Source organism: Actinoplanes sp. NPDC020271 (assembly GCF_044388125.1).
Lineage (GTDB): Bacteria > Actinomycetota > Actinomycetes > Mycobacteriales > Micromonosporaceae > Actinoplanes.
Map to the genome: position 1 here is coordinate 179120 of NZ_JBIRWQ010000003.1, position 20120 is coordinate 199239.

19 protein-coding genes are annotated in these 20120 nt (G+C 70.6%); 3 read left to right on the forward strand and 16 right to left on the reverse strand.

The features are described 5' to 3' along the window. Nucleotides 1-187: 187 nt before the first annotated feature. The 13 genes from ACH442_RS08140 to ACH442_RS08200 form a co-directional block, all read right to left on the reverse strand. A complete protein-coding gene (locus ACH442_RS08140; RefSeq protein WP_396337595.1) occupies nucleotides 188-955 on the reverse strand; it encodes a 3-oxoacyl-ACP reductase in 768 nt (255 codons plus the stop codon). Next, the gene (locus ACH442_RS08145; RefSeq protein WP_396337233.1) at nucleotides 955-2316 is read right to left on the reverse strand and encodes an aldehyde dehydrogenase family protein; all 1362 of its coding nucleotides are present in this window, start codon (nucleotides 2314-2316) and stop codon (nucleotides 955-957) included. Before ACH442_RS08145 ends, ACH442_RS08140 begins: the two co-directional genes overlap by 1 nt. 16 nt (nucleotides 2317-2332) lie before the next feature. Beyond that, the gene (locus ACH442_RS08150) at nucleotides 2333-3679 is read right to left on the reverse strand and encodes a glutamine synthetase family protein (protein WP_396337234.1); all 1347 of its coding nucleotides are present in this window, start codon (nucleotides 3677-3679) and stop codon (nucleotides 2333-2335) included. A 12-nt stretch (nucleotides 3680-3691) separates the two neighbouring features. Continuing rightward, entirely contained in the window at nucleotides 3692-5227 is a 1536-nt protein-coding gene (locus ACH442_RS08155; protein ID WP_396337235.1) for an amino acid permease, read from the reverse strand. Nucleotides 5228-5741: 514 nt separating this feature from the next. After that, entirely contained in the window at nucleotides 5742-6797 is a 1056-nt protein-coding gene (locus ACH442_RS08160) for an ABC transporter permease (protein WP_396337236.1), read from the reverse strand. Continuing rightward, a complete protein-coding gene (locus tag ACH442_RS08165) occupies nucleotides 6794-7687 on the reverse strand; it encodes an ABC transporter ATP-binding protein (RefSeq protein WP_396337237.1) in 894 nt (297 codons plus the stop codon). The genes ACH442_RS08160 and ACH442_RS08165 overlap by 4 nt, the downstream gene beginning before the upstream one ends. 62 nt (nucleotides 7688-7749) lie before the next feature. Then, entirely contained in the window at nucleotides 7750-8406 is a 657-nt protein-coding gene (locus tag ACH442_RS08170; RefSeq protein WP_396337238.1) for a response regulator, read from the reverse strand. Then, a complete protein-coding gene (locus ACH442_RS08175) occupies nucleotides 8403-9677 on the reverse strand; it encodes a sensor histidine kinase (protein WP_396337596.1) in 1275 nt (424 codons plus the stop codon). The genes ACH442_RS08170 and ACH442_RS08175 overlap by 4 nt, the downstream gene beginning before the upstream one ends. Nucleotides 9678-9696: 19 nt before the next feature. Further along, entirely contained in the window at nucleotides 9697-10059 is a 363-nt protein-coding gene (locus ACH442_RS08180; RefSeq protein WP_396337239.1) for a MerR family transcriptional regulator, read from the reverse strand. Nucleotides 10060-10668: 609 nt separating this feature from the next. Beyond that, nucleotides 10669-11139, reverse strand: coding sequence for a hypothetical protein (locus ACH442_RS08185; RefSeq protein WP_396337240.1), 471 nt, complete (start codon nucleotides 11137-11139; stop codon nucleotides 10669-10671). 62 nt (nucleotides 11140-11201) lie between these two features. Further along, complete coding sequence (locus ACH442_RS08190) at nucleotides 11202-11792, reverse strand: TetR/AcrR family transcriptional regulator (protein WP_396337241.1); 591 nt, start codon at nucleotides 11790-11792, stop codon at nucleotides 11202-11204. Nucleotides 11793-11801: 9 nt separating this feature from the next. Next, nucleotides 11802-13940 carry a YhgE/Pip family protein gene (locus ACH442_RS08195; protein ID WP_396337242.1) on the reverse strand — a complete coding sequence of 713 codons (2139 nt, stop codon included), beginning with the start codon at nucleotides 13938-13940 and terminating at the stop codon, nucleotides 11802-11804. Next, nucleotides 13937-14752 carry an ATP-binding cassette domain-containing protein gene (locus tag ACH442_RS08200; protein ID WP_396337243.1) on the reverse strand — a complete coding sequence of 272 codons (816 nt, stop codon included), beginning with the start codon at nucleotides 14750-14752 and terminating at the stop codon, nucleotides 13937-13939. Before ACH442_RS08200 ends, ACH442_RS08195 begins: the two co-directional genes overlap by 4 nt. 112 nt (nucleotides 14753-14864) lie before the next feature. Here ACH442_RS08200 and ACH442_RS08205 point away from each other — a divergent pair, with 112 nt between their 5' ends. Next, nucleotides 14865-15851 carry an LLM class F420-dependent oxidoreductase gene (locus tag ACH442_RS08205; protein ID WP_396337244.1) on the forward strand — a complete coding sequence of 329 codons (987 nt, stop codon included), beginning with the start codon at nucleotides 14865-14867 and terminating at the stop codon, nucleotides 15849-15851. Between the two features lie 150 nt (nucleotides 15852-16001). Continuing rightward, nucleotides 16002-16700, forward strand: a complete 699-nt coding sequence (locus tag ACH442_RS08210; RefSeq protein ID WP_396337245.1) for an ArsR/SmtB family transcription factor — start codon at nucleotides 16002-16004, stop codon at nucleotides 16698-16700. Nucleotides 16701-16765: 65 nt separating this feature from the next. Here the strand turns inward: ACH442_RS08210 and ACH442_RS08215 are convergent, their stop codons facing one another. After that, entirely contained in the window at nucleotides 16766-17014 is a 249-nt protein-coding gene (locus ACH442_RS08215) for a hypothetical protein (RefSeq protein ID WP_396337246.1), read from the reverse strand. Nucleotides 17015-17086: 72 nt separating this feature from the next. After that, nucleotides 17087-17689, reverse strand: coding sequence for a PadR family transcriptional regulator (locus ACH442_RS08220; protein ID WP_396337247.1), 603 nt, complete (start codon nucleotides 17687-17689; stop codon nucleotides 17087-17089). 123 nt (nucleotides 17690-17812) lie between these two features. Here ACH442_RS08220 and ACH442_RS08225 point away from each other — a divergent pair, with 123 nt between their 5' ends. Beyond that, complete coding sequence (locus ACH442_RS08225; protein WP_396337248.1) at nucleotides 17813-18652, forward strand: GNAT family N-acetyltransferase; 840 nt, start codon at nucleotides 17813-17815, stop codon at nucleotides 18650-18652. A 293-nt stretch (nucleotides 18653-18945) separates the two neighbouring features. Here the strand turns inward: ACH442_RS08225 and ispG are convergent, their stop codons facing one another. Beyond that, nucleotides 18946-20118, reverse strand: a complete 1173-nt coding sequence (gene ispG, locus ACH442_RS08230) for a flavodoxin-dependent (E)-4-hydroxy-3-methylbut-2-enyl-diphosphate synthase (protein ID WP_396337597.1) — start codon at nucleotides 20116-20118, stop codon at nucleotides 18946-18948. Nucleotides 20119-20120: the final 2 nt, after the last annotated feature.

Here is a 20120-nt window from a genome sequence, read left to right on the forward strand (position 1 = left end):
AGCCCCCCATCCCACCCCCTTATCCCCCGCCCACTGGTCGCCCGCGCGGGCCGGGGGGGCGGCCCCGCCCCCCGCCCCCCCGCGACGGGCCCTTCTGTCCTACCTCAGACGAGGATCTGAACCCGCCTGAGCAGGGATTCGACCCCTGTGTAGAGGTCCCGTTCCCGCTCTGGCAGGCCTTAAACTTTTACAACGGCGTCACATACGCCCCGGTGATCCCGCCGTCGACGACGAACTGGGACGCGGTCATGAACGACGCGTCGTCACTGGCCAGGAACGCCACCGCGGCGGCGATCTCCTCCGGCTCGGCGAACCGGCCCATCGGCACGTGCACCAGCCGGCGGGCGGCCCGCTCCGGGTCCTTGGCGAACAGCTCCTGCAGCAGCGGGGTGGCGACCGGGCCGGGGCAGAGCGCGTTGATCCGGATGCCCTCGCGGGCGAACTGCACGCCCAGCTCCCGGGTCATCGCCAGCACGCCGCCCTTGCTCGCGGTGTACGCGATCTGCGACGTCGCCGCCCCGAGCAGCGCCACGAACGAGGCCGTGTTGATGATCGAGCCCTTGCCCTGCCGCTGCATGTGCGGGATCGCGTACTTGCAGCAGAAGAAGACGCTGGTCGTGTTGACCTTGATGACCCGTTCCCACGCGTCGATCCCGGTGACCAGGATCGAGTCGTCGTCGGGCGGCGAGATGCCGGCGTTGTTGAACGCGATGTCGAGCCGTCCGTGCCGCTCGACGACACCGTCGAAGAGCGCCTTGACCTGCTCTTCGTCCGCGACGTCACAGGCCACGAACTCGCCGCCGACCTCGGCCGCGACGGCCTTGCCGGCTTGTTCCGAGATGTCGACCGCAACGACCTTGGCACCCTCGGCGGCGAACCGCCGGGCGGTGGCCAGGCCGATGCCGCTGCCGGCGCCGGTGATCACGGCGACCCGGTCCTGCAAACGCTCCACTATCAATCTCCCGTAGCCAGGAACACGTTTTTCACATCGGTGAACGACAGCAGCGCGTCCGGACCCAGTTCGCGGCCGAGGCCGGACTGCTTCATCCCGCCGAACGGGGTCCAGTACCGCACCGACGAGTTGCTGTTGACGCTGAGCGCGCCGGTCTCGACCGCGCGGGCGGCTCGCAGGGCGCGGCCGACGTCACGGGTCCAGATCGAGCCGGACAGTCCGTACTCCGTGTCGTTGGCCAGGCGGATCGCCTCGGCCTCGTCGCGGAACGGGAGGACGCTCACGACCGGGCCGAAGATCTCCTCCCGCCAGTGGCGGTCCTCCGCTCCGGAAGCGAGCAGCACGGTCGGCGGGAACCACCAGCCGTCGCTGTCCGGCCTCTCGCCGCGGAAGGCCACGTCAGCACCGTCCACGTAGGACGCCACGACGTCGCGTTGACCGGCAGAGATCAGCGGGCCCATCTCCGACGAATCATTGGACGGGTCCTCTACCCGGAAGTTCCGGACGGCCGGCTCCAGCAGCGCGAGGAACTTGTCGTAGACCGACGCCTCGACCAGCAACCGCGACCGAGCACAACAGTCCTGCCCCGCGTTGTCGAACACCGCCCCCGGAGCCGAGGCCGCCGCCTTCTCCAGGTCGGCGTCCGCGAAGACGATGTTCGCGGACTTGCCACCCAGTTCGAGGGTCACCCGCTTCACCTGGTCGGCACAACCCGCCATGATCGACTTGCCGACCGCGGTGGAACCGGTGAAACACACCTTGCGGACCGCCGGATGCGTCACGAACCGCTGCCCGACCACGCTGCCCTTGCCCGGCAGCACCTGGAACACGCCCTCCGGCAGACCGGCGTCGAGAGCCAGCTCGCCGAGCCGGATCGCGGTCAGCGGGGTGAGCTCGGCCGGCTTGAGAACGACCGTGTTGCCGGCGGCCAGAGCCGGGGCGAAACCCCAGGCCGCGATCGGCATCGGGAAGTTCCACGGCACGATGATCCCGACCACGCCGAGCGGCTCGTGGAACGTCACGTCCAGGCCGCCGGCCACCGGGATCTGCCGGCCCGAGAGCCGCTCGGGCGCGCCGGCGTAGTAGTTCAGGACATCCCGGACGTTGCCGGCCTCCCAGCGCGCATTGCCGATCGTGTGCCCGGCGTTGCGTACCTCCCATCGGGCCAGCTCTTCGAGGTGCTCCTCGACGACCGCCGCGAAGCGGCGCAACAGCCGCGCGCGGTCACCGGGGGCGACCGCCCGCCACCCTTCGAAGGCTTTCGCCGCCCGCTCGATCGCCGCGTCGGTGCCGGCCAGATCCAGCGACGGTACGGTCGTGAACACCGCACCGGTCGCCGGATTGATCACCTCAGTTGTGCTCACGCCAAGATCCTCACACTCACAGGCGCTCAAATCCACGGCGTAGTTCCCAGTCGGTCACCGCGGCGTCGAAAGCGGCCAGTTCCACCCGTCCCATGTTGGCGTAGTGAGCGACCACATCCGCCCCGAATGCCGCGGCCGCCTTCTCCGAGGACGCCCAGAGGTCGGTCGCCTCGCGCAACGTTCCCGGCACCCGCCCGGCGCTCGCGTCCTGATACGCGTTCCCGGCGAACTCGTCCTCCAGCGTCAACTCGGACTCGATGCCGTGCACCGCGCCCGCGACCAGGGCGGCGATCGCCAGGTACGGGTTCACGTCGCCTCCCGGCACCCGGTTCTCCACCCGCATGCCCTGGCCGTGACCGGCGATCCGCAGCGCACAGGTCCGGTTGTCCACGCCCCAGCGCAGCGCGGTCGGCGCGAACGACCCCGGCTGGTACCGCTTGTACGAGTTGATGTTCGGCGCGAAGAGCAGACTGAACTCGCGCATCGTAGCGAGCAGCCCGGCCAGCACGCGCTGCCCGGTGACGCTCAGGTGGGCCGGCCCGTCCCCGAGCATGGCCGACTTCCCGTCCTCGCCGCGCAGCGAGAAGTGGATGTGACAGGAGTTGCCCTCGCGCTCGTCGGGCTTGGCCATGAACGTCAGCGCCATGCCCTCCTGCGCGGCGATCTCCTTCGCGCCGTTCTTGTAGATCACGTGGTTGTCCGCCGCGGCGAGCGCGTCCGCGTATCGGAACGCGATCTCGTGCTGACCGAAATTGCACTCGCCCTTGGCGCTCTCCGGGAGCAGGCCCGCGCCGTACATCTCGTTGCGAATTCTGCGGAGCAGTGGTTCCACGCGCGCGGTGCCGAGCAACGAGTAGTCCACGTTGTACTGATTCGCCGGGGTCAGATTCTTGTAGCCGCGGTCGAAGGCCTGCTCGTAGGTGTCGCGGTAGAGCACGAACTCCAGCTCGGTCCCGGCGAACGCGGTCAGCCCGTGCGCCGCCAGCCGGTCCAGCTGTCGCTGCAGGATCTGCCGCGGGGACGCCGCGACCGGCGCCCCCGCGGTGTCGAACAGGTCGGCCAGCACCAGCGCGGTGCCCGGCTGCCACGGCACCTTGCGCAGCGTGCCGAAGTCCGGCCGCATCACGAAGTCGCCGTAACCGGTCGACCAGGAGGACATCTCGTAGCCGTCGACGGTGTTCATGTCGACGTCCACCGCCAGCAGATAGTTGCAACCCTCACTACCGCCGCTGACCACCTCGTCGATGAAGTAACGGCCGTGCAGCCGCTTGCCCTGCAACCGCCCCTGCATGTCGGTGAGCGCCAGCAGAACGGTGTCGATCGAGCCGTTGCCGACCGCTACGTCCAGGTCCTCGAGATCCATGGATCAGTCCTATCAGTCGTTGACCGTCGGCATGGTCTGCTCGCCGTGCGCCGCTTTCTCCAACAGGTTGGAGCGCGGGCCGGTGAACCACTTGCGGGCACTCGCGAACCACCAGATCGTCGCGCCGCCGACGACGATCGCCACCGCGACGATCGTGTAGTTGAAGTTCTTCGCCGTGATCGGGCCGGTCGTCGGGAGCACGAACAGCACGCAGATGATCACCACCCAGACGATCGAGATCCAGCCGACCGGGGCACTCCACTTGCCGAGGTTCCACGGCCCCACCTGGAAATCCTCCTTGCGACGACGGAGAAAGACCGGTCCCACGTACGCGATGTACAGGCCGATCACCGCGATCGACGTGGCCGCGGCGTACGCGGTGGTGTTCCAGAGCGACGGAAGCACCAGGATCGTCGAGATCGTCACGCACAGCCAGATCGAGTTCGTCGGTGTGCCGGTGCGCGGGTTGACCTGCTTCCACAGGCGCGAGCCGGGCAGGGCGCCGTCGCGCGCGAACGCGTACGACATGCGGGAGTTCGCGGTCACCGACGCCATCCCGCAGAACCACTGCGCGACCATGCAGATGAACAGCAGGAACGTGCCCAGGTCGTGCCCGACCGCGTCGATGAAGATCTGCGCCGGCGGCAGGCCCAGATCCGTGGCCGCCTCCGCTTCGTAGTCCTGGATCGACCAGGTGATCGCGAAGAGCAGCACGAACCCGGCGAGCACCGACACCACCACCGACATCACGATGCCGCGCGGGGCCGCGTTCGCCGCGTCGTGCGTCTCCTCGGCGACGTGCGCGGACGCGTCGTACCCGGTGTAGGTGTACTGCGCCATCAACAGTCCGATCAGGACGGCGTAGACCGTCGCCCCGCCGAACCCGAACCCGGTCGAGTTGCGCACCTCGAAGAACACCTCGGAGACCGGCTTGTGCTGGTCCGGGATGACGGCCAGCAGCACCACGATCACCGCGACCCCGACCAGGTGCCACCAGGCGCTGACGTCGGAGAGCACCCGCACCAGGTTCACGCCGAACGTGTTCAGCAGCCCGTGCGCCACGATGATGACCAGGAAGATCAGGAACGTCCGCCCCGGCGTGACCTCCATGTCGAACGTCAGGCTCAGGAACGCGGCTGTGGTGATCGCCGCCCCGAAGTCGATCGCCGCGGTCACCGCGACCTCGCCGAGGAAGTTGAACCAGCCGATGAACCAGGCCCAGGCCGCCTTGTTCCGCTTGGCCAGCGCCGCGGCCCACCAGTAGAGCGCGCCCGCCGTCGGATAGGCCGAACACACCTCGGCCATCGCCAGCGACACCAGCGTCACCATGACGCCGACGAACAGCCAGCCGATCGTGATCGCGAACGGCCCACCGGCGTTCATCGCGATCACATAGGACGTGATCGCACCGGCCAGAATCGAGATGATCGAGAAGGAGACGGCAAAATTGGAGAAGCCGGACAGCCGGCGGTGAAGTTCCTGCTTGTACCCGAGTTGCGCGAGACGTTCCTCGTCGGTGCTGGTGACGGCGGCTGGTTCAGTGCTCATGCGCGAGCTCCCTATGCCGAAGGTGTGACCTGAGCCACGGGTTTCGGTGATGATCGCTCCGCTGTGTTACGGCCGTCAATGATCAGCGTTAATTGCGTTGCCGGTTGTCGCGGCCGGTGCGAGCCTTGGTGGCAGCAGGGCGGTCCCTCGGCAGGTTCACCGCCCGGGTTGTCGACAACCCTCCCGCGGCGGTGCGGGGCGCGGTCACCTCTCTCTTCCCGCACGCGGCGGCACGGCCGCGAGCGCCCGCCCCGCATCGCCGCTTTTCCCCCACCCCGTTCGCGCGTACGTCGTGAGCCGCCCGCCCCCACGCGAGCCGCCACGCGATGCCCAGCCGACTCCCGCCCAGCCGCGAGTCCCGGCCGACGGCCGGCTCCCACCGTCGTCATGGCCCTCGGAGAACCACCGTGAGACCACTCGGGGCCGCGACTCGCGTCGCGGCCCCGAGTGGTTGCCGGGCGGCGTCGCCGTCTGCGGACGGGCGGCTCACGCCGTACCGGAAAAGCGGTTTCGATCAGGCTTTCTTCAACGCCGCCAGGAAGGACGTGCGGACCTGGGTGCGCAGCAGCGATCCGGTGTAGATGCGGGCGCCGACGCCGAGCAGAGCCACCGCGGTGAGCGCGAGCAGGATCAGCGAGACCACCGGTTCCCACGCCGCCGCCTCGCCGTCGAAGAGGCGGATCGGCATCGCGATCGGGGCGGAGAACGGGATGTAGGAGAGCACCCGCATCAGCATGCCGTCGTGCGGGACGCTGATCGCGAAGAAGAACGGGATCAGGACGAGCATCTGCACCGGGACCGTGGTGCTGGCGAGTTCTTCCTGGCGGGAGGCGAGCGCGCCGACTCCGGCCCAGAGCGAGGCCAGCATCACGAACCCGAGGACGAAGAACGGCACGAACCAGCCGACGGCGGGGATGACCGCGGAGACCAGCCCGGGGGCGGCGTCGGTGGCGCTCAGGCCGACGACCGCGACCAGGGCGAGCAGCGCGACCTGAGCGAAGGCGAGCGCGGTGAGGGCGAACACCTTGCCGGCGAGCAGGGCCCGGACCGGGACGCTGGCCACCAGGATCTCGACGATCCGGGTCTGTTTCTCCTCGACGACGCTCTGCGCGATCTGCATGCCGAACGTGAACGAGGTGAAGAAGAAGAGCATCGCGAACGCGATCGGCACCAGCACCTTGAGGACCGGTGCGACGTCGCTGGGTTCGAGGAGGCGGACCTGAGGTTCGGTGCTGAGCGCCTTGACCACCTCGTCGGGGGCGTCGTCCTCGGCGATCACTTCGGGGCCGGGCAGCACCGCGGCGTCGACCTCGCCGTCACGGACGAGCTGTTCGGCGGTGGCCGAGTCGGCGACGGTCCGCACTTCGAGGCCTTCGGCCTGCAGGGCGCTGACCGAGCTGCTGTCGGTGACGGCGACCTTGGTCGGCCCGCCGTTCAGCATCGACGGCAGCAGGAACGAAGCCGCCACGATGACCAGGAAGAACACCGTGCCGAAGAGGAACGCCTTGTCGCGCAGCTTGGTGCGCAGCTCGCGGGCGGCGACGAGCTGAGCGGCCTGGAACGTGGTCACTGGATCACCTCTCGGAAGATCTCGGCGAGCGAGGGGCGGACGGGACCGAACGCGTGCACCGGGCCGCGGTCGAGGGCGGCGCGCAGGATCGTCTGGTCGGGGGTGCCGGGGTCCAGGTCGAAGACGGCGTGCCGCCCGTCGAGGTCGATCAGGGTGACGCCGGCCTGGTCGCGCAGCCAGCCGGCGTCGCCGCCGACCTCGATGTCGTAGCGCGGGAGGGCGTACTGCTCGCGCAGCCCGGCCCGGTCGCCGGCGGCGCGGATCGTGCCGTCCGCGATGATCACCAGGTCGTCGCAGAGGCGTTCGACGACGTCGAGCTGGTGGCTGGAGAAGAGCACCGCGGCCCCGGCGGCGGCCCGTTCACGCAGGACGGCGACCACGTTGTCGACGGCCAGCGGGTCGAGGCCGGAGAACGGCTCGTCGAGGACCAGCAGTTCCGGGTCGTGGACCAGAGCGGCGGCGATCTGCGCGCGCTGCTGGTTGCCGAGGGACAGCTTCTGCACGTGGTCGTTGGCGCGTCCGGCCAGTTCGAGGCGTTCGAGCAGGGCCATGGTGCGGCGGCGGGCGGTGACCGCGTCCAGTCCGTGCAGCCGGCCCAGATAGACGATCTGGTCGAGGACGCTCATCTTCGGGTAGAGGCCGCGTTCCTCCGGCATGTAGCCGAACCGCTGCCGGATCTCCCGGTCGAGCGGCGCGCCGCGCCAGGTCACCGTGCCCGCGTCGGCGGCCAGCACGCCCAGGATGATCCGCATGGTGGTGGTCTTGCCGGCGCCGTTGGCCCCGACGAATCCGGTCAGCCGGCCGGACGCCACGGTGAACGACACGTCCTTGAGGACCTGCCGGTCGCCGAACGACCGGTCGACCGCGTCGACGCTGAGATCGGTGTTCATGGGCATTGACGCTAGGCTCTCCGGCCGGTCGGGGCGTCCGGCCGGCGGCGGACCCGCCGGGGTCATCCCTGCGAAGGACGGACCACACCCATCTCGTACGCGAGGACGACCGCCTGTGTCCGGTCCCGGGCGCCGAGCTTCATCAGGACCCGGCTGACGTGCGTCTTCACGGTCGTCTCGCCGAGGTGCAGAGCGGTGGCGATCTCCGCGTTCGTCGCGCCCCCGGCCAGCTCGACCAGGACCTCGTGCTCGCGCGGGGTGAGCTCGCCGAGCCGGACGCCGGGTTCGGGGGACCGTTGCCGGGGCGTGCTGAACTCGGCGATGACGCGCCGGGTGACCGCCGGGGCGAGCAGCGCGTCACCGGCCGCCAGCACCCGGACGGCCTCGGTCAGCGCTTCCGGCGTGCCGTTCTTCAGCAGGAACCCGCTGGCCCCGGCCTGCAACGCCGCGAACAGGTAGTCGTCGCGGTCGAAGGTGGTCAGGATCAGCACCGACGGGCCGCCGCCGGCCGCGATCCGGCGGGTCGCCTCCAGCCCGTCCATCTCCGGCATCTCGACGTCCATCAGGACGACGTCGGGCCGCAGCCGCAGCGCGAGGTCGACCGCCGCGGCGCCGTCGGCGGCCTCACCGACCACCGTGATGTCGTCCTCCATCTCGAGGATGACCCGGAATCCCGAGCGCACCAGCTGATGGTCGTCCGCGAGGAGGACCCGGATCATGAGGGGCTCCCCGCCGTCGCACCGTAAGGCAATCTCGCGCGTACGCGATAACCACCGCCACTGCGCCGGCCGTGTTCCAGCGTGCCGTCGTGCACCGTCACCCGCTCCCGCATCCCGATCAGTCCCATGCCGCTGCCGCTCGCACCGGTCCCGCCGTGCCCGTCGTCGGCCACGTCCAGTTCGAGTTCCCCGGCGAGGTAGCGGACGCGGATGTCGAGCGTGCTCGCCCGCGCGTGCTTGAGGGTATTGGTCACCGACTCCTGCACGATCCGGAAGGCTGCCCGGGACAGGGAATCGGGCAGGGGCGCCGGGTCGCCGTACGTCCCGAAGTGCACCTCGAGGCCGGACTCACGGGCCCGTTCGGCGATCTCCTCGATCCGGTCGATGCCCGCGCCCGGCGCCGCCTCGGACTCGGCGCTGGTCGCACGCAACGCCCCCAGCATGCGGCGCAGTTCCTCGACCGCGGTCCGCGCGCCCTGCTCGACGGCGGTCAGCGCGGTCACCGCCTTGACCGGGTCCTTCTCCAGCGCGCGGCGGCACGCGGACGCCTGGATGCCCATGACCGAGACGTGGTGCGCGACGACGTCGTGCAGTTCCCGGGCGATCCGGACCCGTTCCTGCAGCACGGCGCGACCGGCCGCCGCCTCCTGAGCCGCGCGCAGCTCCTCGGCCTGCTCCTCCAGCCGGTGCCGGCGGTAGACCGCGCGCCAGGCGGCGTCGCCCATCAGGTAGGTGAACCCGAAGAACACGATGTTCTGCAGGTAGTACGTGAAGATCAACGACGGCAGGGGCGGCAGCTCACCGGACGCGCCGGTCATCTCGGACACCTTGAAGACGTCGTGATACAACGCGAACGACAGCGTCAGCCACGCGAACATCGCCGCGATGATCACCAGCCGGAGGGTTCGCGCGCGCTGCCGGTCCGGGCCCCATGCGCCGATCGTGTAGATGGCCGCGAACAGGGCGTACGTCGTGATCATCCGTTCCTGCGACAGGCGGTACTGCCCGGCGATGAACGCGACCGAGATGATCACTCCGGTCAGTTCCGGCGCCCGGCGGCGCCAGGCAAGCGGCAGCGTCGTCACCACCGCCCACCAGATCTGCTCGGCGACCGGCGGAGCGTGCTCGCTGTGCCCGCTCCCGTAACTGCGCTGCAGGTAGAGGCTGACGACGGCGACGGCCGCGACCAGCAGACCCACCAGCAGGTCGGTGCGGCGCTGCTTGGCGGTCGGTCCCGGCCGTCGCCACTCCTCGATGTGCCACGACGGCATGCTCAGCATGCAGAAAGATTTACATGTTCTGTCGAGCCCGGGTATCGCGGCGGGTCTGCATCGGGATCGTGGCGTCCTCGCCGGGGCCGAGTTCGCCGCCCAGCTCCACGATCCGCCGGTGCGCGGCGGCCAGGCGGTCCTCCAGGGTGACGATCCGGACCGCGGCGGCGAGCAGGAAACCCTCGTCGAGCAGGAGCCGGACCCGTTCGGCGAGCTGAAGTTGGTGACGGGAGTAGCGGCGGTGGCCGCCGGCCGAGCGCTCGGGCTCGATCAGGCCGGTGCCGTCCAGAGAGCGGAGAAAGGCCTGCGTCACGCCGATCAACTCGGCCGACCGGCCCATGGTGTACGCGCCGAGGTCGGCGTCGTCCTCGTTCCCGGGCATGGTCCCCTCAACTGAGTCCAGGGCCCCGGCGGGTAACCGGGGCCCTGGCTTTTCAATTCTTGTGCCGGCTCACTGGGCCGGCTTGTGCCGGCTCAAAGGCCGGCGCAGGTGGTCGACCGGCTGCGTGCCGCTAGCAGTCGACCGGAGTGATGGGCATCGGCTGCGATCACCTCACGTCGGGTCGGGGACGTCGTGACTACGCGTTGCTGCGGTATCTCGTCCTCCTTCTCCAACTCAGCGTCTTTGCCAGTTGCTGTGCCGGCCGAAACCGACCCAGCAAACATATGCCTGATCGCCGCGGATTTCTAGAGTCGCCGCTGTAGATTTTTTCGCCCACCTGACACTTGACCTGCAATGACGCAAGCCCCCGTCAATGTCTGCAACCTGATGCGGGCCACGATCAAGATCCTTCGAACCCCTTTCCCGTACGAGGCGTGGAGCGCGCCCCTGCACGCCTCCGGCCGCCCCGCCCGGACCGCCCGCAACCGCCGCCCCGCCCGGGACCGCCGCCCCACCCGGGACCGCCGCCGCGCCCGTGACCGCCCGCAACCGCCGTCGCGGTCCGGGCCCCGGCCGCGCTCACCGCCTCAGCCGATTCCGGCCGGAAGCTCAGCCCTGCTGCGGGAGCCAGGCGGGGTGTCGCGGGCGGGACAGGCGGCTCGCGACCGCGACAGCGGTGGCCACCAGGGCCAGCATGATCGGCGTCGCGGCCATGGCCAGCAGCCCACCACCGATGTTGCCGCCGATCACGCCGGCGGTCAGCACCCGCTGGACGAGCGCCGCCAGCAGACCGGTCACGACCAGCGGGACCAGCACGAACCACCAGGCCGCGCGCAGCCGGCGGGTGACGGTCGCCCCCAGCAGCAGAACCGCGGCGGCAACGGCGACGACGCAGGCCACGATGCCGATCAGGCGGTCACCGGTGGCGCCGAAGGTGATCGGCTCGTAGCCGTAGTCGGGCTCGATGCCCTGCCGCAGCAGATCCGGATCGGTCATGTCCCCGATCCCCCACCAGGCGGCGAGCGTGCCGGCGACGACCAGGGCGATGCCCGAGCCGAGAAGCACCCCGCGTGACCTCATCCGATCCTCCGGCCGCCGTCCACTGGCCCGTGAGCGTAGATCCCGACAGCAAGATCACCAACTCAGGCGACGCGGCGGACGATCGCCAGCATGGACTCCTCGACGTCCTCGATCGGCCGGTCCGGCTGGAAGACCAGCCAGTCCACCGCAACCACCAGCCCCACCCCGAACAGGGCCGCGGACGCGACCCGCACGTCCAGGTCGGCCGGGAGCGCACCGGAGTCCACCCCGGCCTGGACCGTCTCGGCGATCACGCCGATCGCCTGCTCGCGAAGCAGCACCAGGGTCTGCTGCCACTCCCGGTTGGTCCGCCACATCTCGGAGACCAGCAGCTGGGCGAAGGCCCGGTACCGCTGGATGTAGGACAGCTGCGCCCGGACCAGCGCCCGCACCGCCTCGCGCGGCTCCAGGCCCTCCACCGCGGCGCGGAACTCGTCGGTGAGCAGCCCGACCCCGTGCCGGAGCAGCTCCTCGAAGAGGTCGCTCTTGGACTTGAAGTTGTAGTAGACCGTGCCCTTGGCCACGTTGGCCCGCAGGGCGATGTCGTCCACCGTGGTCTCGGTGAAACCCTTCTCGGCGATCAGCTGCACGGCCGCCTCGTACAGCTTCTGCCGGGTGTCCGCCCGCCGCCGGCCCCGTCCGTCACTCGCCACGAGCCCAGGCTAGAGGACCAGCTCGGGGTGCAGGTCGGTGGTGCGCATGCGGCGTTTCCGACCGGCGACCACGACCGAGAGCAGGAAGGCGACGAGACCGAACCCGGCCAGGACGACAGCGCCGTGCACGATCGGCCCGGACTGCCCGCCGTCGATCGCGTGACGCATGGCCTCGACGACGTACGTCATCGGCAGCAACGGGTGAACGGTCTGGAAGAACCCGGGCGTGGTCTGCACCGGGTACGTCCCGCCGGACGAGGTGAGCTGGAACATCAGCAGCACCAGCGCGACGATCCGCCCCGGCGCCCCGAGCGCGGCCCCGATCAGCTGCATGATCGCGGCGAAGACGGTCGCGGTGCCGGCCAGCAGGCCGAGGCTGACCCACGGGTGGACCGGGGACAGGCCGAGGCCGAAACGGACCACGCTGTACAGCAGCACGGCCTGGATCAGACCCATCAGCACGCCGGGGAGCAGGCCGGCCAGGGCGACGCGGGGCGCGGGTGCGCCCGACGCCAGGTAGCGGCGGTTCAACGGCCGCAGCAGCATGTAGTTGATCATCGCGCCGACCCAGAGGGCCAGGGCCAGGAAGTACGGGGCGAAGCCGACGCCGTACGTGCCGGCCGGGTTGCGCACCACCCGGTCGAGCGAGACCGGGTCGGCGAGGACCCCGGAACGGTCGGACGCGTCGTCGTACGCGGGAATCTCCTTCGCACCGTCGGCGAGCTTGTCCGCGAGCTGCCCGGCCCCGTCCTGCAGGTCGGTGAGGGCGTCCGCGATCCGGTGCCCGCCGTCGGAGAGCTCGGCCAGCCCGCCGTCCAGCTCACGCGCCCCGCCGGCCAGCCGGTAGACCCCGTTCTCCAGTTCGTTCGCCCCGTCCGCGGCCTGCGCCGTGCCGGTCTGCAGCGTCTTGGCGCCGGTGGCGAGCTGGTCCAGCCCGTCGGCGAGCTTGTCCACCTGGGCCCGGGCGTTCGCGACGTCGTCGGCCAGGTGCGGGGCGGCGGCGGCCACCGCGCGGGCGTTCCTGGACACGTCCCGGAGCGTGGCGCGCAGCCCGTCCAGGTCGGCCGCGTCGACCCGCTGCTGGATCTTCTCGGCGTCGGCGACCAGGCGCGCGGCCAGCCGTTTCGCCTCGGGCAGGCCGTCGCTGCCGGGCAGCTCGTCCAGCTGCTTCTGCAGGTTCTCGGCGTCCCGCACGGCCTGGTCGGCGGCGTCGTCGATCGCGCCGACGTTCTTGGCGAGCAGATCCGCGCCGTTCGCGACCAGGGTGGCCGCGTCCTCGATGGTCTGCGCGTTGTCCCGCAGCACCGGCTCGACCTTGTCCGCCGCGGCGTCGACGGCGGTGGCCAGTTGACGCCCGCCGGTCGCGGCCCGGGCGGTGCCCGACGCGAGCTGGCCGGCGCCGGTCTCCAGCTGCTCCAGACCGTCCGCGAGCCGGCCGGCGCCCTGACCCGCGGCGCCCAGCTTGCCGGCGATCTCACCGGCGCCGGCGTGCGCGTCGTCGATGCCGGCGGCCTCCTTCGCGGCGCCCTGGTGGATCGACCCGGCGCCGTCGGCGAGCCGGCCGGCGCCGTCGGCGGCCTTCTCGGTCTGCGCCTTCAGATCGGTGAACCCGATCAGCATCCGGTCGTAGTACTTCGCCGAGGCACTGGCGCTGGCGGCCGAGCGGACCTCGTCGAAAGCAGTACGGGCGAAGACACCGGAAAGGTAGTTGGTGGAATCGTCGGAAACGGCGCTCAACTGCGCATTCTCCGGATTGCGAGCGGCATTCGGCGCGGCGGCCAGATGGGCCGAGAAATCGGCCGGAATACGTAGCTCGATCTGATACCTGCCGTCCTGCAGACCGGACTCGGCGGCCTTCGCGTCGACGACGTCCCAGTCGAAGACCTGACGCTCGATCAGCTTGTCGGCCAGGTCGTGCCCGGCATTGACGACGTCGCCGTCCTGGTCCTTCGCCGGTTTGTCCTCGATGACCAGGGCGGCGGGAATGTGGTTGAGCCGGCCGTAAGGATCCCAGAAGGCGTAGAGATAAAGCGCGCCGTAGAGCAGCGGGACGACCGCCAGGACGGCCAGGGCGGCGGCGGTCAGGCGACTGCGGAAGAAACGGCGGAGTTCCAGGCCGGCCAGGGACAGGGCCGAGAAGCCGATCATTTTTTACCCCGCTCCTCAATGTCTTCCACGGGCGCTTCGCCGATCGGCGCTTTATCGGCCGGCTCACCCTCGGCAGGTGCTTCTTCGGTGCGCGTTTCGCCGACCGGCGCTTCTTCGACCGGCGCTTCTTCGACCGGCGCTTCTTCGACCGGCTCATCGTTGGCCGGCGCTTCTTCCACAGGCCCGTCCACAGGCGGCGGGGACTCCTGGACCCGCGCGTGACCCGGCTCGCCCGACTGCGGATCGTCCAGCAGCACCACCCGCGACACCCGCCCCGGATCGACCGCACGCGCCGTGACCAGCACCGTCACGCCCTCCGCGATCACCTCGCCGATCAACGCCCAGAGCGCGGCCTGCTCCTGCTCGTCCAGCCCGCTGTCCACCCCGTCCAGCGCGATCAGCGCCGGTTTCGCCAGGCGGGCCAGGATCAACCCCAGGACCTGCTTCTGGTACGGCGTGAGGTCGCTCCCCCGCAGCCCCGGGTCCAGCCCGTGCAGGTCGACCGCGGCCGCCTCCCGGCGCGGACGCCCGAGCAGGGCCAGCCGTTCCGCCACGTGCTCCCGGACGGTGAACACCGGCTCGGGGTCATTGACACCGGTCACGTGCGCGAGTGCCGACGTACCCCCGAGGGCAACCTTGCCCGCGGACAACCGCAACTTGCCCGCGAGAGCGAGCACCGTGCTGGTCCGGCCGCTGCCGGGCGGGCCGGTGACGGCGACGATCTCGCCGCGGCCGGCCGTGAGGTCGAGGTCGCGCAGGAGCCAGCGCCGATGGTGTCGTACTCCGGCACCGGACGCGCTCAGCACCGACATGAGGGCTCCTTAATTGTACTGACCGGTCAGTCTAAAAACATACCCGCGGCAGAACGTGGAACAATCCACAGGTGGTGGACATCACGCCGGTCCGGACGGCAGGATCGTGGTCATGTCGATGCGCTGGGGCATGACCGTGCCGCTCGGCGGCGTTCCGCTGGCCGATCACGCTGCCGTCTTCACCGCCCTGGCCGATGCCGGGTTCACCGACGCGTGGTCGAGCGAGGTGGCCGGCACCGACGCGTTCACGCCGCTCACTCTCGCCGCGGCCTGGGAGCCACGGCTGCGGCTCGGCACGGCGATCACCCCGGTCTACACGCGCGGCCCCGGCCTGCTGGCGATGACCGCGGCGGCGCTCGCCGAGACCGCGCCCGGGCGGTTCCAGTTCGGCATCGGCGCGTCGTCGCCCGTGGTGGCCGGCGACTGGAACGCGGCCGACTTCGTCAAGCCGTTCGCCCGCAGCCGCGACACTCTCCGCTTCCTGCGCGCCGCACTCGCCGGCGAGCTGGTCGACCAGGAGTTCCCCACGTTCACCGTGAAACGCTTCCGGCTGGAACGTCCACCGGCCGTCCCGCCGCAGCTCCTGCTGGCCGCCCTGCGCCCGCAGATGCTGCACCTGGCCGCCGCCGAGGCCGACGGGGTGATCCTCAACTGGCTCTCCGCCGCCGACGTGCACACCGCCCTGGCCGAGATCAAGGACACCGGCCCGGATTTCGACGTGGCCACCCGCATCTTCGTCGTCCCGACCGCCGACGAGACCTACGCCCGGACCATCGGCCGGCGCCTCATCACGTCATACCTGACCGTTCCGGCCTACGCTGTGTTCCACCGCTGGCTCGGCCGCTCGGAGATCCTCGCCCCGATGTGGCAGGCCTGGGAGTCCGGCGACCGCAAGGGCGCCCTCGCCGCCATCCCGGACTCCCTGGTCGACGAGCTGATCGTGCACGGCCCGCCGGACCAGGTCCGCACCCGCGTCCAGGCCTACGCCGACGCCGGCGTCACCGTGCCGGTGATGGCCCTGCTCCCCACCCCGGAGCTGGAGCGCGGCGGCTTCCCCGCCCTGACGTCCCTGATCGCCGCCCTGGGCCGCCCCGCCTGACCGTTTCTGACCAGTCGCGGCGCCAGGCCCGGGCGTCGCCGAGGGGGGCGAGGCAGTCCACGTACTCGCCGAAGGTCAGCCCGAACATCGACCCGGACGCGGCCCGAGGGTTCGGCGCCGGGCGAACTGTCACCGGCAAACAATAGGGTCATGAGTGATGCCTCCGAGCTGGCGACGTTCGCGGCGCTGCTCGCCGACCGGACCCGGGCCGCGATGTGCCTGGCCCTGCTCGACGGCCGGGCCTGGACCGCCGGTGAGCTGGCCACGCACGCCGGGGTGGCCAGGTCCACGACCACCGAGCATCTGGACCGGCTGCTCGCCGGTGGGCTGCTGACCGAGGCACGGCAGGGCCGGCACCGGTATGTCCGGCTGGCCGACCCCGGAGTCGCCGCGCTCCTGGAGGACATCACCGCGCGCCTGGAACCGGGTCTTCCACCGGCGCGCGGGCTGCGGGCGGCGACGGCCGACGCCGCGCTGCGCCGCGGCCGGACGTGTTACGACCACCTGGCCGGGCGCCTCGGCGTGGCCGTCACCGACGCGCTGACCGGCGCGGGGCTGATCGACCAGGCGGGCGGGTTCGCGGTCACCGACGACGGGCTGAACTGGCTCACCGAGCGGCTGGGAGTGGCGCCGGAACGGTTGCGGGCCGGTCGGCGGCCACTGGCACGGGCGTGTCTGGACTGGACGGAACGGCGGTCACACCTCGGCGGGCTGGCCGGGGCACGGGTCTGCGAGACGTTCCTCGACCGGCGCTGGGTGGCGCGGATCGGGTCGGGCCGGGCAGTCCGGGTCACGCCGGACGGGCAGGGCGCGCTGCACGAGTTGCTGGGGCTGACCGAGCTCGACTGAACCCGGCCCGGCCGGAACGATGCCCGCCCCGGCCAGATCGAGGCTCGCCTCGGCCGGGTTGACGCTCACCCGGGCGGGCTGACGCTCACGCCGGCCGAGTTGACGCTCACCCCGGCCGAGTTGACGCTCACGCCGGGCGGGCTGACGCTCACGCCGGCCGAGTTGACGCTCACCCCGGCCGAGTTGACGCTCACCCCGGCCGAGTTGACGCTCACGCCGGCCGGGCTGACGAGGCGTGACCGGGCGACGCTCGGCGTGACCAGGGCGAACGCGAGGAGCGGGGCAAACGGCGTACCGAAGCGAAAGGAGCGCAACCCAACGGATTGCGCTCCTTTCGCGCGGGCCTGGACCGGCAGCGGCCTCAGGTTTTCCGCGGTCATCGGTGATCACTCGCTGTCGGCGAGAATCGCGTACAGCTTGCGCTTGGTGTCGTTCAGAACCTCGAGCGCCCGCTGCTGCTGCTCCGGCGTGCCGGAGAAGCCGACCTGCTTGAGCGCACTGAAGATGCCGACCGCCGCGTCGCGGAAGTCCTGCACCTGGTTGAGCGTCTCGTCGCCGAACTGGGCCCACGGCGGATTCTGCGCGGCGGTCTCGGCCTCGGGCCGGCCGTCGGCGGTCAGTTGGAAGCTCTTGCGGCCACCGCCGACGGTCGCCTCGATCAGACCCTCGTCCTCCAGCAGCTGGAGGGTCGGGTAGATCGAGCCGGGGCTGGGACGCCAGATGCCGTTGGTGCGGGCGTCGAGCTCCTGAATCATCTCGTAGCCGTGCATCGGGCGCTCCAGGAGCAGCGCCAGCACGGCCGGGCGGACGTTGGGCCGGCCGCGACCGCCACGGCGACCGCCGCCGCGCCGGCCGGACTCACCGCCGCCGGGACCGAACGGGCCACCGGGGCCGAAGCCGCCGGGACCGCCCGGGCCGAAGGGGAAGCCGGGCGGGAAGCCGAACCCGCGCAGCCGATGTCCGTGATGACCCTCGTGTGGGAATCTCATGATCTTCTCCGTTCTGTTGTCGATAGCTAGACGATATATCGGAGAACTGCCGTCCGCAAGGGTTTCGGAACTGATGGGGTTGCCATGCGTGTCGACAGGCCAGGATCTGGCAATGTGGTAGCTGTGTTGACGGTGCCCATTCGCCAGCTCGGTGAGCCGGAGCGTGCTGCGGTCGAGCGGATTCTGGACGCCGACCCCTATGCGGGTGCCCAGATCGCCGAGCGGGTCGCCGCTCATGGCCTGAACTGGTGGCGTTCCGACGGGCGGATCTACGGATATGAGCCCGCCCGCCGCGTCGAGTCGATCATCTGGTCCGGCGCGCACCTGGTGCCGGTCGGCGCCACCCCGCCGGCCATCGCCGCCTTTGCCGACCTGCTCAGCCACGAGCCACGGATCTGCTCGTCGATCATCGGGCGGGCCGAGGCGGTCCTCGACCTGTGGGATCGGCTAAGCGTGCACTGGGGTCGCGCCCGGGACGTGCGGCCCAACCAGCCGCTGCTGGTCACCGATCGCTCGCCGGCCGTCGCCGCCGACCCCGGGGTGCGCCTGGTCCGGCCCGGTGAGGTGGATCAGCTGTTCCCGGCCGCGGTCGCGATGTACACCGAGGAGGTCGGGGTCTCGCCGCTGCAGGACGACGGTGGCCGCGGCTACCGTCGACGGGTCGCCGAGCTGGTCAAGGGGAAGCGGGCCTACGCGCGGTTCGTCGGCGATCAGGTGATCTTCAAGGCCGAGCTGGCGATCATCACCCGGCGCACGACGCAGGTGCAGGGCGTCTGGGTGCACCCGGAATATCGCGGGCGCGGAATCGCCACGGCGGCGATGGCCGCGGTGGTCAACGACGCTCTGAGCCGGGTCGCGCCGACGGTCAGCCTCTACGTCAACGACTACAACACGTCAGCGCGCCGCGTCTACCAGCACTGCGGCTTCGTCTCCGCCGGCGCCTTCGCCACAGTCCTCTTCTGACCCACCCCACACAGCACAGCCCCGCACCGCCCCGCACAGCCCCGCACCGCCCCGCACAGCACAGCCCCGCACCGAGCGCTGACCGAGCCTCCCATCATCCGGCAACTCCCACCCCGCAAAACGCCGCCGGGGAGGAGGCAGCTGATTTTCCGCCGCCCGCGGGGTATGCGGGCGGCGGAAAATCAACTGCCTCCTCCCCGGTTACTAGGCGTTTTGCCGCGGAGCGAAGCGGAGCCATCAAGCACAGCGGAGCCATCAAGCACAGCAGCCATCAAGCACAGCAGCCATCAAACTCAATGCACCGTGACGACCGGTCCCGGGAGCAGTTCGCGCAGCTCGTCCGGCAGCTCGGCGCCCATCTCGTCGGCCAAGCGCAGCGCCTCCTCGACCAGCGTCTCCACGATGATCGACTCGGGCACGGTCTTGATGACCTTGCCCTTGACGAAGATCTGTCCCTTGCCGTTGCCGGAGGCGACCCCGAGGTCGGCTTCGCGAGCCTCGCCGGGCCCGTTCACGACGCAGCCCATCACGGCCACCCGCAGCGGCACCGGGAAGCCGTCGAGCGCGGCGGTGACCTGCTCGGCGAGCGTGTAAACGTCGACCTGGGCGCGGCCGCAGGACGGGCAGGAGACGATCTCCAGGCCACGCTCGCGCAGGCCGAGCGACTCGAGGATCTGCTGACCGACCTTGATCTCCTCGACCGGCGGGGCGGAGAGCGAGACCCGGATGGTGTCGCCGATGCCCTCGGCGAGCAGTGCGCCGAACGCCACGGCCGACTTGATCGTGCCCTGGAACGCCGGCCCGGCCTCGGTCACACCCAGGTGCAGCGGGTAGTCGCACTGCTCGGCCAGCTGCCGGTACGCCCGGATCATGACGACCGGGTCGTTGTGCTTCACGGAGATCTTGATGTCGCGGAAGCCGTGCTCCTCGAAGAGCGAGCATTCCCAGAGCGCCGACTCGACCAGCGCCTCGGCGGTGGCCTTGCCGTACTTCTCCAGGAGGCGCTTGTCGAGCGAGCCGGCATTGACGCCGATCCGGATCGGGACGCCGGCGCCGGAGGCCGCTTTCGCGATCTCCTTGACCTTGTCGTCGAACTGCCGGATGTTGCCCGGGTTGACCCGAACCGCGGCGCAGCCGGCGTCGATCGCGGCGAACACGTACTTCGGCTGGAAGTGGATGTCGGCGATCACCGGGATCTGCGACTTCTTGGCGATCGCGGGCAGCGCCTCGACGTCGTCCTGCGACGGCACGGCGACCCGGACGATCTGGCAGCCGGACGCGGTCAGCTCGGCGATCTGCTGCAGCGTCGCGTTGACGTCCGAGGTGAGCGTGGTGGTCATCGACTGGACGCTGACCGGGGCACCGCCACCGACCAGGACACCACCGACGTTGATCTGACGGCTCTGCCGGCGCGGGGCCAGCGGCGGCGGGGGGACGGCAGGCATGCCGAGGCTGATCGCAGTCATCT